This window comes from Pseudomonas putida (assembly GCF_003228315.1).
In the GTDB taxonomy this organism is placed as follows: domain Bacteria; phylum Pseudomonadota; class Gammaproteobacteria; order Pseudomonadales; family Pseudomonadaceae; genus Aquipseudomonas; species Aquipseudomonas putida_S.
In genome coordinates, this window is sequence record NZ_CP029693.1 from 1,910,497 (window position 1) to 1,923,791 (window position 13,295).

Annotated in this window: 12 protein-coding genes; 10 read left to right on the forward strand and 2 right to left on the reverse strand. The window is 60.9% G+C overall.

Annotated features, from left to right (window positions below; all coding sequences use genetic code 11):
* The first annotated feature begins 106 nt into the window (after positions 1-106).
* The 10 genes from nuoG (at position 107) to DKY63_RS08750 (ending at position 11,004) form a co-directional block, all read left to right on the forward strand.
* The gene (gene nuoG / locus DKY63_RS08705) at positions 107-2,821 is read left to right on the forward strand and encodes an NADH-quinone oxidoreductase subunit NuoG (protein ID WP_110963739.1); all 2,715 of its coding nucleotides are present in this window, start codon (positions 107-109) and stop codon (positions 2,819-2,821) included.
* On the forward strand, positions 2,818-3,825 hold the full coding sequence (gene nuoH / locus DKY63_RS08710; protein WP_110963740.1) for an NADH-quinone oxidoreductase subunit NuoH: 1,008 nt from the start codon (positions 2,818-2,820) through the stop codon (positions 3,823-3,825). The genes nuoG and nuoH overlap by 4 nt, the downstream gene beginning before the upstream one ends.
* A 12-nt stretch (positions 3,826-3,837) precedes the next feature.
* Entirely contained in the window at positions 3,838-4,383 is a 546-nt protein-coding gene (gene nuoI / locus DKY63_RS08715) for an NADH-quinone oxidoreductase subunit NuoI (protein ID WP_178131195.1), read from the forward strand.
* Between the two features lie 9 nt (positions 4,384-4,392).
* Positions 4,393-4,896 (forward strand): NADH-quinone oxidoreductase subunit J, encoded by a 504-nt coding sequence (gene nuoJ / locus DKY63_RS08720; protein WP_085718312.1) that lies wholly within the window; start codon positions 4,393-4,395, stop codon positions 4,894-4,896.
* Between the two features lie 2 nt (positions 4,897-4,898).
* Positions 4,899-5,207: an NADH-quinone oxidoreductase subunit NuoK gene (gene nuoK, locus DKY63_RS08725; protein WP_007946416.1), complete on the forward strand. Its 309-nt coding sequence runs from the start codon at positions 4,899-4,901 to the stop codon at positions 5,205-5,207.
* Positions 5,204-7,057, forward strand: coding sequence for an NADH-quinone oxidoreductase subunit L (gene nuoL / locus DKY63_RS08730; protein WP_110963742.1), 1,854 nt, complete (start codon positions 5,204-5,206; stop codon positions 7,055-7,057). The genes nuoK and nuoL overlap by 4 nt, the downstream gene beginning before the upstream one ends.
* A gap of 39 nt (positions 7,058-7,096) precedes the next feature.
* On the forward strand, positions 7,097-8,629 hold the full coding sequence (gene nuoM / locus DKY63_RS08735) for an NADH-quinone oxidoreductase subunit M (protein WP_110963743.1): 1,533 nt from the start codon (positions 7,097-7,099) through the stop codon (positions 8,627-8,629).
* Between the two features lie 7 nt (positions 8,630-8,636).
* The gene (gene nuoN, locus DKY63_RS08740) at positions 8,637-10,100 is read left to right on the forward strand and encodes an NADH-quinone oxidoreductase subunit NuoN (RefSeq protein ID WP_110963744.1); all 1,464 of its coding nucleotides are present in this window, start codon (positions 8,637-8,639) and stop codon (positions 10,098-10,100) included.
* A gap of 249 nt (positions 10,101-10,349) precedes the next feature.
* A complete protein-coding gene (locus DKY63_RS08745) occupies positions 10,350-10,700 on the forward strand; it encodes a toxin (protein ID WP_110963745.1) in 351 nt (116 codons plus the stop codon).
* The gene (locus tag DKY63_RS08750; RefSeq protein WP_110963746.1) at positions 10,690-11,004 is read left to right on the forward strand and encodes a helix-turn-helix domain-containing protein; all 315 of its coding nucleotides are present in this window, start codon (positions 10,690-10,692) and stop codon (positions 11,002-11,004) included. The genes DKY63_RS08745 and DKY63_RS08750 overlap by 11 nt, the downstream gene beginning before the upstream one ends.
* Before the next feature lie 227 nt (positions 11,005-11,231).
* Here DKY63_RS08750 and DKY63_RS08755 read toward each other — a convergent pair whose 3' ends face one another.
* A complete protein-coding gene (locus DKY63_RS08755) occupies positions 11,232-12,974 on the reverse strand; it encodes an extracellular solute-binding protein (RefSeq protein WP_110963747.1) in 1,743 nt (580 codons plus the stop codon).
* 47 nt (positions 12,975-13,021) lie between these two features.
* On the reverse strand, positions 13,022-13,294 hold the full coding sequence (locus DKY63_RS08760; RefSeq protein ID WP_110963748.1) for a DUF2160 domain-containing protein: 273 nt from the start codon (positions 13,292-13,294) through the stop codon (positions 13,022-13,024).
* Between the last annotated feature and the right edge of the window lies 1 nt (position 13,295).

The following is a 13,295-nucleotide window of genomic DNA, read 5'->3' on the forward strand; positions in this document are numbered from 1 at the left end:
TCGCTTTTCGTGCGATGACGCCTTTACCGGCTGTGTTGATTCGCGCGGATGACAAGATTCCATTAGCCACGCCCGCTGACACCGGGCCAACGAAGAACTTTGAACCATGGCCACTATCCACGTAGACGGCAAAGCGCTCGAAGTCGACGGGGCAGACAACCTGTTACAGGCATGTCTGTCGCTAGGCCTCGATATTCCGTATTTCTGCTGGCACCCTGCCCTGGGCAGCGTTGGCGCTTGCCGCCAGTGTGCGGTCAAGCAGTACACCGACGAGAACGACACCCGTGGTCGCATCGTCATGTCCTGCATGACCCCTGCCACCGACAACACCTGGATCTCCATCGACGATGAAGAATCCAAGGCCTTCCGCGCCAGCGTTGTCGAATGGCTGATGACCAACCACCCTCACGACTGCCCGGTCTGTGAGGAAGGCGGTCACTGCCACCTGCAAGACATGACGGTAATGACCGGCCACAACGAGCGCCGTTACCGCTTCACCAAGCGTACCCACCAGAACCAGCAACTGGGCCCGTTCATTTCCCACGAGATGAACCGCTGCATCGCTTGCTACCGCTGCGTGCGCTTCTACAAGGACTACGCCGGCGGCACCGACCTGGGCGTCTACGGCGCCCACGACAACGTGTACTTCGGTCGCGTTGAAGACGGTGTGCTGGAAAGCGAGTTCTCCGGCAACCTCACCGAGGTCTGCCCGACCGGTGTGTTCACCGACAAGACCCACTCCGAGCGCTACAACCGCAAGTGGGACATGCAGTTCTCGCCGAGCATCTGCCATGGCTGCTCCAGCGGCTGCAACATTTCCCCGGGCGAGCGCTACGGTGAACTGCGTCGCATCGAAAACCGCTACAACGGTTCGGTGAACCAGTACTTCCTGTGCGACCGTGGCCGTTTCGGCTACGGCTACGTCAACCGCACCGACCGTCCACGCCAACCTCTGCTCGCCAACGGCGCCAAGCTGAGCCTGGACGAAGCACTGGATAAAGCCGCCGATCTGCTGCGCGGTCGCAACATCGTCGGTATCGGTTCGCCTCGCGCCAGCCTCGAAAGCAACTACGCGTTGCGCGAACTGGTCGGTGCCGAGCACTTCTACTCCGGTATCGAAGCTTCCGAGCTGGAGCGCATCCGTCTGGTCTTGCAGGTGTTGAAAGACAGCCCGCTGCCTGTGCCGAACATGCGCGACATCGAAGATCACGACGCCGTGTTCGTCCTCGGCGAAGACCTGACCCAGACTGCAGCTCGCATGGCCCTGGCCCTGCGTCAATCGGTCAAGGGCAAGGCCGAAGAGATGGCCGACGCCATGCGCGTTCAGCCTTGGCTCGACGCCGCAGTGAAGAACATCGGTCAGCACGCGCTGAACCCGCTGTTCATCGCCAGCCTGGCTGAAACCAAGCTCGACGACATCGCCGAAGAGTGTGTTCACGCCGCTCCGGACGACCTGGCCCGCATCGGTTTCGCCGTCGCTCACGCCCTCGACGCCAGCGCGCCTGCCGTCGAAGGTCTGGATGCCGAAGCCCTGGAGCTGGCCAAGCGAATCGCCGACGCCCTGCTCGCTGCCAAGCGCCCGCTGATCATCGCCGGTACTTCCCTGGGCTCCAAAGCCTTGATCGAAGCTGCCGCGAACATCGCCAAGGCCCTGAAGCTGCGCGAGAAGAACGGTTCCATCAGCCTGATCGTGCCAGAGGCCAACAGCCTCGGCCTGGCCATGCTCGGTGGCGAATCGGTCGATGCCGCACTGCAAGCAGTGATCGACGGCAAGGCCGACGCCATCGTCGTGCTGGAAAACGATCTGTACACCCGTACCGACAAGGCCCGTGTCGACGCGGCCCTGAACGCTGCGAAAGTGCTGATCGTCGCCGACCATCAGAAGACCGCCACCACTGACCGTGCCCACCTGATCCTGCCAGCCGCCAGCTTCGCCGAAGGCGACGGTACCCTGGTCAGCCAGGAAGGCCGTGCCCAGCGCTTCTTCCAGGTGTTCGACCCGCAATACATGGACGCGAGCATCCTGGTTCACGAAGGCTGGCGCTGGTTGCACGCCCTGCGCGCAACCCTGCTGAACCAGGCCATCGACTGGACCCAGCTGGACCACGTCACCGCTGCGGTCGCTTCGAGCACCCCGCAACTGGCCGCCATCGTCGACGCCGCACCGTCCGCCGCGTTCCGCATCAAGGGTCTGAAGCTGGCCCGTGAACCGCTGCGTTACTCCGGTCGTACCGCCATGCGCGCCGACATCAGCGTGCACGAACCGCGTACCCCGCAAGACAAGGACACCGCTTTCGCCTTCTCCATGGAAGGTTACTCGGGTTCGGCCGAACCACGTCAGCAAGTGCCATTCGCCTGGTCTCCGGGCTGGAACTCGCCGCAAGCCTGGAACAAGTTCCAGGACGAAGTCGGTGGTCACATCCGCGCTGGCGACCCGGGCACCCGCCTGATCGAAAGCACCGGTGACTCGCTGAACTGGTTCGCAGCTGTTCCGCGCGCGTTCAACCCGGCTCCGGGCACCTGGCAGGCCGTGCCGTTCTTCCACCTGTTCGGCAGCGAAGAGAACTCTTCGAAAGCCGCTCCGGTCCAGGAACGCATTCCGGCCGCTTACGTCGCACTGGCCAAGTCCGAAGCCGACCGCCTGGGTGTCAACGACGGCGCCATGCTCAGCTTGAACGTGGCTGGCCAGACCCTGCGTCTGCCACTGCGAATCAACGAAGAGCTGGGCGCCGGTCTGGTGGCACTGCCTGCGGGCATCGCCGGCATCCCGCCAGCAATCTTTGGCAAATCCGTTGACGGTCTGCAGGAGGCAGCTCAATGACCTGGTTCACTCCTGAAGTGATCGACATCATCATCGCGGTCCTCAAGGCCGTGGTGATTCTGCTGGCCGTGGTGATCTGCGGCGCCCTGCTCAGCTGGGTCGAGCGTCGTCTGCTCGCCCTCTGGCAGGACCGTTACGGTCCGAACCGTGTCGGTCCGTTCGGTGCGTTCCAGATCGCCGCCGACATGATCAAGATGTTCTTCAAGGAAGACTGGACGCCTCCATTCGCCGACAAGATGATCTTCACCCTGGCACCGGTCGTGGCCATGAGCGCCCTGCTGATTGCCTTTGCGATCATCCCGATCACCCCGACCTGGGGTGTGGCGGACCTGAACATCGGCATCCTGTTCTTCTTCGCCATGGCCGGTCTGTCGGTCTACGCGGTGTTGTTCGCCGGTTGGTCGAGTAACAACAAGTTCGCCCTTTTGGGCAGCTTGCGTGCCTCGGCTCAGACCGTGTCGTACGAAGTGTTCATGGGCCTGTCGCTGATGGGCATCGTGATCCAGGTCGGTTCGTTCAACATGCGCGACATCGTTGATTACCAGGCCCAGCACCTGTGGTTCATCATCCCGCAGATCTTCGGTTTCCTGACCTTCTTCATCGCCGGCGTCGCCGTGACTCACCGTCACCCGTTCGACCAGCCGGAAGCGGAACAGGAACTGGCCGACGGTTACCACATTGAATACGCCGGCATGAAATGGGGCATGTTCTTCGTGGGCGAGTACATCGGCATCGTGCTGATCTCGGCACTGCTGGTGACCTTGTTCTTCGGTGGCTGGCACGGTCCGTTCGGCATCCTGCCGCAGATCCCGTTCATCTGGTTCGCACTGAAAACCGGTTTCTTCATCATGATGTTCATCCTGCTGCGCGCTTCGATTCCGCGCCCACGGTATGACCAAGTGATGGATTTCAGCTGGAAGTTCTGCCTGCCGCTGACCCTCGTCAACATGCTGGTGACCGCTGCGATCGTGTTGCTCAACACGCCCGCCGTCGCGGCTCAGTGAGGATAGAGAATCATGAAGTACATTTTTGACATCGTGCATGGCCTCTACACCCAGCTTCGCAGCCTGGTGATGATTTTCGGCCACGCCTTCCGCAAGCGCGACACGCTGCAGTACCCGGAAGAACCGGTCTACCTGCCGCCGCGCTACCGTGGCCGTATCGTCCTGACCCGCGACCCCGACGGTGAAGAGCGCTGCGTAGCCTGCAACCTGTGCGCCGTGGCTTGCCCGGTCGGTTGCATCTCGCTGCAGAAAGCCGAAACCGAAGACGGTCGCTGGTACCCGGACTTCTTCCGCATCAACTTCTCGCGCTGCATTTTCTGCGGCCTCTGCGAGGAAGCCTGCCCGACCACCGCGATCCAGCTGACACCGGATTTCGAAATGGCCGAGTTCAAACGTCAGGACCTGGTGTACGAGAAAGAAGATCTGCTGATCTCCGGCCCCGGCAAAAACCCTGATTACAACTTCTATCGTGTTGCAGGTATGGCGATTGCCGGTAAGCCGAAAGGTACCGCGCAGAATGAAGCCGAACCGATCAACGTGAAGAGCTTGCTGCCTTAAGGAAGAAAGATGGAATTCGCTTTCTATTTCGCATCGGGTATCGCTGTGGTGTCCACGCTTCGCGTGATCACCAACACCAACCCCGTGCACGCCCTGCTCTACCTGATCATTTCGCTGATCGCCGTGGCCATGACGTTCTTCGCCCTCGGCGCACCGTTTGCCGGTGTTCTGGAAGTGATCGCCTACGCTGGCGCCATCATGGTGCTGTTCGTGTTCGTGGTGATGATGCTGAACCTGGGCCCGGCCTCGGTTCAGCAGGAGCGCGTCTGGCTCAAGCCCGGTATCTGGGGCGGCCCGGTCGCCCTCGCAGCCTTGCTGCTGGTTGAACTGCTGTATGTGCTGTTCTCCCACCAGAGCGGTCAGGCCGTCGGCCACACCACCGTAGACGCCAAGGCCGTGGGCATCAGCCTGTTCGGTCCTTACCTGCTGGTGGTCGAACTCGCCTCGATGCTGCTGCTCGCCGCAGCCGTCACGGCGTTCCACTTGGGCCGCAACGAAGCCAAGGAGCAATGACGATGCCTGCTATCCCCATGGAGCATGGTCTGGCGGTCGCCGGCATCCTGTTCTGCCTCGGTCTGGTCGGCCTGATGGTCCGCCGCAACATTCTCTTCGTGCTGATGAGCCTGGAGGTCATGATGAATGCCTCCGCACTGGCGTTCATCGTTGCCGGTAGCCGCTGGGCGCAGCCGGATGGACAGATCATGTTCATCCTGGTGATCAGCCTGGCAGCCGCCGAGGCCAGTATCGGCCTGGCGATTCTGTTGCAACTGTATCGCCGCTTCCACACGCTCGATATCGACGCTGCCAGTGAGATGCGCGGATGAACCTACTCTTTCTGACTTTCGTATTCCCTCTGATCGGTTTCCTGCTGCTGTCGTTCTCCCGTGGACGCATCTCGGAAAACCTCGCGGCTCTGATCGGCGTCGGCTCCATCGGCCTGTCGGCGATCGTGACCGCTTATGTGATCTGGCAATTCAACGTCGCCCCGCCGGAAGGCGGTCACTACACCCAGGTGTTGTGGCAGTGGATGGCCGTTGAAGGCTTCACGCCGAACTTCGCCCTGTACCTGGATGGTCTGTCCGTGACCATGCTCGGTGTGGTGGTGGGTGTCGGCTTCCTGATCCACCTGTTCGCCTCCTGGTACATGCGCGGTGAAGCCGGTTACTCGCGCTTCTTCGCCTACACCAACCTGTTTATCGCCAGCATGCTGTTCCTGGTCCTGGGCGATAACCTGTTGTTCCTGTACTTCGGTTGGGAAGGCGTGGGCCTGTGCTCGTACCTGTTGATCGGTTTCTACTACAGCAACCGCAACAACGGTAACGCCGCACTCAAGGCCTTCATCGTGACCCGTATCGGTGACGTGTTCATGGCCATCGGCCTGTTCATTCTGTTCGCCCAACTGGGCACGCTGAACGTTCAGGAACTGCTGGTGCTGGCTCCGCAGAAATTCCAGGCCGGCAACCCATGGATGGTCCTGGCCACCCTGATGCTGCTGGGTGGTGCTGTTGGTAAATCCGCGCAACTGCCGCTGCAAACCTGGCTGGCGGATGCGATGGCCGGCCCTACCCCGGTTTCGGCACTGATCCACGCTGCAACGATGGTAACTGCTGGTGTCTACCTGATCGCCCGTACCCACGGCCTGTTCACCCTGGCGCCGGAAATCCTGCATCTCGTAGGTATCGTCGGCGGCGTGACCCTCGTGCTGGCAGGTTTTGCAGCCCTGGTCCAGACCGACATCAAGCGTATCCTCGCCTACTCGACCATGAGCCAGATCGGCTACATGTTCCTGGCCCTGGGCGTTGGCGCCTGGGACGGCGCGATCTTCCACCTGATGACCCACGCCTTCTTCAAGGCCCTGCTGTTCCTTGCTTCCGGTGCGGTGATCGTTGCCTGCCACCACGAGCAGGACATCTTCAAGATGGGTGGCCTGTGGAAGAAACTGCCTCTGGCCTACGCCAGCTTCATCGTCGGCGGCGCGGCCCTGGCGGCCCTGCCACTGGTGACCGCAGGCTTCTACTCCAAGGACGAAATCCTCTGGGAAGCGTTTGCCAGCGGTAACCACGGTCTGCTCTACGCAGGTCTGGTCGGCGCGTTCATGACCTCGCTCTACACCTTCCGCCTGATCTTCATCGCGTTCCACGGTGAAGCGAAGACCGAAGCCCACGCCGGTCACGGCATTGCCCACTGGCTGCCACTGTCGGTGCTGATCGTATTGTCCACCGCCATCGGCGCGATGATCGTTCCACCGCTGCACGGCGTGCTGCCGGAAAGCGTCGGCCATGCCGGCGGCGAAGCCAAGCACAGCCTGGAAATCGCGTCGGGCGCCATCGCCCTGGCCGGTATCCTGCTGTCCGCCCTGCTGTTCCTGGGCAAGCGTCGCTTCGTCACCGCCGTCGCCAACAGCAGCATCGGCCGTGTCCTGTCGGCCTGGTGGTTCGCTGCCTGGGGCTTCGACTGGATCTACGACAAACTGTTCGTCAAGCCATACCTGGCGATCAGCCACATCCTGCGCAAAGACCCGCTCGACCAGACCATCGGTCTGATCCCGCGCATGGCCAAAGGCGGTCACACCGCCCTGAGCCGTACCGAGACCGGTCAACTGCGTTGGTATGCCGCCTCGATGGCTGCTGGTGCCGTGCTGGTAATCGGCGCCGTCGTGCTGGTAGCGGTCTGATATGAACCTTGCGAACTTGCGAAAGGAATTGAGCCCGTCATGATTCTGCCTTGGCTAATCCTGATCCCCTTCATCGGCGGCCTGCTGTGCTGGCTGGGTGAGCGCTTCGGCGCCACCCTCCCCCGCTGGATTGCGCTGATCACCATGTCCCTGCTGCTCGCCCTCGGCCTCTGGCTGTGGGCCCACGGCGACTATTCGTTTGCCCCGAAACCTGGCGCCGACCCGACCTGGGTGCTTGAGTTCAAGCACACCTGGATCCAGCGCTTCGGCATCAGCGTGCACCTGGCCCTCGACGGCCTGTCGCTGCTGATGATCATGCTGACCGGTCTGCTGGGTGTCCTCTCGGTACTCTGCTCCTGGAAAGAGATCCAGCGTCACGTGGGCTTCTTCCACCTGAACCTGATGTGGATCCTGGGCGGCGTCGTCGGCGTGTTCCTCGCCCTCGACCTGTTCATGTTCTTCTTCTTCTGGGAAATGATGCTGGTGCCGATGTACTTCCTCATCGCGCTCTGGGGTCACAGTTCTTCGGACGGCAAGAAAACCCGGATCTACGCGGCGACCAAGTTCTTCATCTTCACTCAGGCTTCCGGCCTGATCATGCTGGTGGCGATCCTGGGCCTGGTACTGGTCAACTTCAACGACACCGGCGTGATTACTTTCAACTACGCCGACCTGTTGAAAACCAAGATGTCGGCCGGTACCGAGTACATCCTGATGCTCGGCTTCTTCATCGCCTTCGCGGTCAAGCTGCCAGTCGTACCGTTCCACTCCTGGTTGCCTGACGCTCACGCCCAGGCGCCGACCGCAGGTTCCGTGGACCTGGCCGGTATCTTGCTGAAAACCGCTGCCTACGGTCTGCTGCGTTTCGCCCTGCCGCTATTCCCGAACGCGTCGGCCGAGTTCGCGCCGATCGCCATGACCCTGGGTCTGATCGGGATCTTCTACGGTGCGTTCCTGGCGTTCGCACAAACCGACATCAAGCGTCTGATCGCCTTCTCGTCCGTTTCCCACATGGGCTTCGTACTGATCGGCATCTACTCCGGCAGCCAACTGGCGCTGCAGGGCGCGGTGATGCAGATGCTGGCGCACGGTCTGTCCGCTGCCGCACTCTTTATCCTGAGCGGCCAGCTGTACGAACGCACCCACACCCGCGACATGCGTGAAATGGGTGGCCTGTGGTCGAAGATCGCCTACCTGCCGGCCCTGAGCCTGTTCTTCGCAGCCGCTTCCCTGGGTCTGCCGGGTACCGGTAACTTCGTCGGCGAGTTCCTGATCCTCATCGGCACCTTCCCGTTCGCGCCATGGGTCACCGTGATCGCCACGACCGGCCTGGTGTTCGGTTCGGTCTACTCGCTGATCATGATCCACCGTGCGTACTTCGGTCCGGCCAAGTCGGACGCGGTCATGCATGGCATGGACGGTCGCGAAATGATCATGGTGGTCGGTCTGGCGATGCTGCTGATCTACATCGGCGTCTACCCGCAACCGTTCCTCGATACCTCTGCCGCTACGATGCATGGCGTGCAGCAATGGCTCGGCACCGCCTTCACTCAACTCGCTTCGGCCCGGTAAGAGCGCTATGGAATTCACACTTCAACACTTTATTGCGCTGGGGCCGCTGCTGATCACCAGCGCCACGGTCATCGTGGTGATGCTGGCCATCGCCTGGCGCCGCAACCACTCCCAGACCTTCCTGCTGTCGGTGGCGGGTCTGAACCTGGCCTTGCTGTCGATCCTGCCAGCCCTGAAAGTCGCGCCATTGGCCGTGACCCCATTGCTGCAGATCGACACCTTCGCCTGCCTGTACATGGCGCTGATCCTGGTCGCCACCCTGGCTTGCGTAACCCTCGCCCACGCCTACCTCGGCGATGGTGGTTCGGGTTACCCGGGCAACCGTGAAGAACTGTACCTGCTGATCCTGATGGCCGCCGCCGGTGGCCTTGTTCTGGTCAGCGCGCAACACCTGGCCGGTTTGTTCGTGGGCCTGGAGCTGCTGTCGGTACCGGTCTACGGCCTGGTGGCCTATGCCTTCTTCAACAAGCGTTCGCTGGAAGCCGGCATCAAGTACATGGTGCTGTCGGCTGCCGGTTCCGCGTTCCTGTTGTTCGGTATGGCCCTGCTCTACGCTGACGCCGGTTCCCTGAGCTTCGTCGGCATCGGTCAGGCCCTGGCGGCCACCGGCATGCCAAGCTCGCTGGCACAGCTGGGTCTGGGCATGATGCTGATCGGCCTGGCGTTCAAACTGTCGCTGGTACCGTTCCACCTCTGGACCCCGGACGTCTACGAAGGTGCTCCGGCACCGGTGGCGGCGTTCCTGGCGACCGCTTCCAAAGTCGCGGTGTTCGCGGTGATGGTGCGTCTGTTCCAGATCTCGCCAGCGGCGAGCAGCGGCGTGCTGAGCAACGTACTGACCATCATCGCCATCGCGTCGATCCTGTTCGGTAACCTGCTGGCCCTGACCCAGAGCAACCTCAAGCGCCTGCTGGGTTACTCGTCCATCGCCCACTTCGGTTACCTGCTGATCGCCCTGGTGGCGAGCAAGGGTCTGGCCGTGGAAGCCATCGGCGTGTACCTGGTCACCTACGTGATCACCAGCCTGGGCGCCTTCGGTGTGATCACCCTGATGTCCTCGCCGTACAACGGTCGTGACGCGGATGCCCTGTACGAATACCGCGGCCTGTTCTGGCGCCGTCCGTACCTGACCGCCGTACTGACCGTGATGATGCTGTCCCTGGCCGGTATCCCGCTGACCGCGGGCTTCATCGGCAAGTTCTACATCATCGCCACCGGTGTCGAGTCGCACCAATGGTGGCTGGTCGGCTCCCTCGTACTGGGCAGCGCCATCGGCGTGTTCTACTACCTGCGCGTCATGGTCACCCTGTACCTGATCGAACCGAACCTGCGTCGCCACGATGCGCAACTGCACTGGGAACAACGTGCAGGCGGCGTAATGCTGCTGGCCATCGCGGTCCTGGCCTTCTTCCTCGGCCTGTACCCACAACCGCTGCTGACCCTGGTTCAGCAATCGGGCCTGGCGGGTTGATCGCTTAGGCGAACTTGGTAGAAAACAGAAACGGCACCTTCGGGTGCCGTTTTTGTTTTTGTGGGATTTGTTACCGCTGCCCTGCCCTCCCTATGTAACCCCGAAAGCACTCACTGAATGGGTCGACTCGTCCTACAGGTGTTTTGACGACCGGCGTCTACCGTTGAAAACGGGAACGAGAAGGTTGGTCTGGGAGACTTGACCGATTCGATTATTGAGATAAAACTATACGCAGGTAACGTACAGACTATGGATGCTCTGTTCATTGAATTACCTTTGTTTCAAAAACATCGAGACGATTATCTGGACGACGATTTGTTTCGCAGCTTTCAGTTGGAGTTGCTGCAGAACCCCGAAGCAGGCGATCTCATTGAGGGAACCGGCGGGCTGCGAAAAATTCGCTTCTGCGACCAACGAAGAGGTAAAGGCAAGCGCAGTGGCTTACGAGTAATTTACTACTGGTGGTCCGGCTTCAATCAATTCTGGCTGTTCACTGTGTACGGCAAAAACGAGCAAGACGACCTGTCGCCCTTCCAGAAGAAAGTTTTCAGACAAGCACTGGATAGAGAAATCAAAACGAGATCCCACTATGAAACGTGACATTTTTGCCGAACTGATGGATGGCCTCGAAGCCCTGGCCGATGAGCGCCAGGGCAAGATCACGCTGCGAACCCACAAGGTTCAGTTGCCAGAACTGATGCCCATCACCGCCGAGGAAGTAATCGCCATCCGCCAACAGCTCAACCTCTCCCGGTCGGTGTTTGCGATGTATCTGCGTACCAACACCCGAACACTGGAGAACTGGGAACAGGGGCGCGCAACGCCCAATGCCCAAGCCACGACTCTGATCCGTCTGGTCGAGCGTTTTCCACAGACGATCGAATATCTCGCAGCCCTGACCTGAACGCAGAAGGTCCGGCCCCCACGTCACTGAACCGCGCTGCCAGAAGTTTGTTCGGTAAATGACAGTAAGCAACCGGGATTCCCTCTTCGCGAGCAGGCTCGCTCCTACAGTGGTTCTGCGTAGCCCTGAAGATCCTTGTGGGAGCGAGCCTGCTCGCGATGGCCGCGATACAGACACCAACAAAAACGGCACCTTACGGTGCCGTTCGCCTTTCACAGTCCAGCCGTTTACTTACGCGCATCCGCCCATGACTTGAGCAGTTCGTTGTAGCTCACGGTTTCGCCCTTCGGCTTCTCGTTGGCCAGTTTCGGCTTCGGAGCGCCCGGCTGGTCGAACCAGTACTGCGCATCGCGCTCCGGGTTCATCTTCGGAGCGCAGGTGGTCTGCACTTTCGAGCGCTCCAGACGGGACATGATGGCGTCCTGATCCTTGGCCAGACCGTCCAGTGCCTCCTGCGGAGTCTTGTCGCCACTGGCGGCTTCGGCGATGTGGCTCCACCACAGTTGCGCCAAACGTGGATAATCCGGCACGTTGGTTCCGGTCGGGGTCCATTGCACGCGGGCCGGGCTGCGGTAGAACTCCACCAGGCCACCGAGTTTCGGTGCCAGGTCGGTCATGGCCTGCGAGTTGATGTCCGACTCGCGGATTGGCGTCAGGCCGACGATGGTTTTCTTCAGCGATACGGTTTTCGAGGTCACGAACTGCGCATAGAGCCAGGCCGCCAGTTTCTGCTTCTCAGGCGTGGACTTCATGAATGTCCAGGAACCCACGTCCTGATACCCCAGCTTCATGCCCTCCTCCCAGTACGGCCCACGAGGCGAAGGCGCCATGCGCCATTTCGGCGTGCCGTCGGCGTTCACCACCGGCAGGCCCGCTTTGGTCATGTCGGCGGTGAAGGCGGTGTACCAGAAGATTTGCTGGGCGATGTTGCCCTGGGACGGCACCGGACCGGACTCGGAGAAGGTCATGCCCGCCGCTTCCGGTGGCGCGTAGGCCTTGAGCCAGTCGACGTATTTCTGGGTGGCGAATACCGCGGCCGGACCGTTGGTGTCGCCGCCGCGCGTCACGCTGGAACCCACCGGGTGGCAATCCTCGACGCGAATGCCCCACTCATCCACCGGCAAGCCGTTGGGGATGCCCTTGTCGCCGCCACCGGCCATGGAGAACCAGGCATCGGTGAAGCGCCAGCCCAGGGACGGGTCTTTCTTGCCGTAGTCCATGTGCCCATAGACGCGCTTGCCGTCGATTTCCTTGACGTCCTCGCTGAAGAACTTGGCGATGTCCTCATAGGCCGACCAGTTCACCGGTACGCCCAGCTCGTAACCGTACTTCTCCTTGAACTTGGCTTTCAGCTCCGGCTTTTCGAACCAGTCGGCACGGAACCAGTACAGGTTGGCGAACTGCTGGTCGGGCAATTGATAGATCTTGCCGTCCGGCGCGGTGGTGAAGGAAATGCCGATGAAGTCCTTGATGTCCAGGGTCGGCGAAGTGAAGTTCTTGCCCTCGTTGGCCATCAGATCGGTGATCGCTTCGGTCTTGCCATAGCGGAAGTGCGTACCAATCAGGTCCGAGTCGTTGACCCAGCCGTCATAGATGCTCTTGTCCGACTGCATCACGGTCTGCAGTTTTTCCACCACGTCACCTTCTTGCAGCAAGTCGTGGGTGACCTTGATCCCGGTGATCTCGGTAAAGGCCTTGGCCAACACCTTGGATTCATATTCGTGGGTGGTCAGGGTTTCCGAGACGACCTTGATGTCCATCCCGCGAAACGGCTCGGCCGCCTTGATGAACCACTTCAGTTCCGCCATTTGCTGATCCGCCGTCAACGTGGACGGCTTGAACTCGCTTCCAATCCATTTCTTGGCAGCTTCTTCATAAGCATCGGCCCAGGCCGAAGCGCTCAAACCGCTGAGTGCCAGCAGGGCTGCCAATGAAATGCTATGTCGCAGCTTATTGTTTTTGTCGAACATAGAGACCTCCTGTTTAATTTTCGGAGCAACATTGCCGAGCGATTCGACTAGCCCCAACGCATCACCACCAACAGCCACACCAGGGACAGCGCGAACGCCACCCATATGCTCCAGTCGGTCACGCCGATTACCAGCAAATGCAGGTAGGCGCTGCCGAGAAGACCGATGAACAACCGATCGCCACGGGTGGTGGCAATCGGCAGGAAACCACGCCGAAGAACGCTCGGCGACCGTAACTCCCAGGTGGTCATGCCCACCAGGATCAAGGCAATCACGCCGAAAAAGGCCGCCGTCGGGACGGTCCAGCTCATCCATTCCATC

Bases quoted from the DNA above. Each gene is read 5' to 3' on its own strand.
- DKY63_RS08745 (WP_110963745.1), top strand. From the start codon at position 10,350: ATGGATGCTCTGTTCATTGAATTACCTTTGTTTCAAAAACATCGAGAC.
- DKY63_RS08760 (WP_110963748.1), bottom strand. From the start codon at position 13,294: ATGGAATGGATGAGCTGGACCGTCCCGACGGCGGCCTTTTTCGGCGTG.
- nuoM (WP_110963743.1), top strand. From the start codon at position 7,097: ATGATTCTGCCTTGGCTAATCCTGATCCCCTTCATCGGCGGCCTGCTG.
- nuoI (WP_178131195.1), top strand. From the start codon at position 3,838: ATGAAGTACATTTTTGACATCGTGCATGGCCTCTACACCCAGCTTCGC.
- nuoG (WP_110963739.1), top strand. From the start codon at position 107: ATGGCCACTATCCACGTAGACGGCAAAGCGCTCGAAGTCGACGGGGCA.
- nuoN (WP_110963744.1), top strand. From the start codon at position 8,637: ATGGAATTCACACTTCAACACTTTATTGCGCTGGGGCCGCTGCTGATC.
- DKY63_RS08755 (WP_110963747.1), bottom strand. From the start codon at position 12,974: ATGTTCGACAAAAACAATAAGCTGCGACATAGCATTTCATTGGCAGCC.
- nuoK (WP_007946416.1), top strand. From the start codon at position 4,899: ATGCCTGCTATCCCCATGGAGCATGGTCTGGCGGTCGCCGGCATCCTG.
- DKY63_RS08750 (WP_110963746.1), top strand. From the start codon at position 10,690: ATGAAACGTGACATTTTTGCCGAACTGATGGATGGCCTCGAAGCCCTG.
- nuoL (WP_110963742.1), top strand. From the start codon at position 5,204: ATGAACCTACTCTTTCTGACTTTCGTATTCCCTCTGATCGGTTTCCTG.
- nuoJ (WP_085718312.1), top strand. From the start codon at position 4,393: ATGGAATTCGCTTTCTATTTCGCATCGGGTATCGCTGTGGTGTCCACG.
- nuoH (WP_110963740.1), top strand. From the start codon at position 2,818: ATGACCTGGTTCACTCCTGAAGTGATCGACATCATCATCGCGGTCCTC.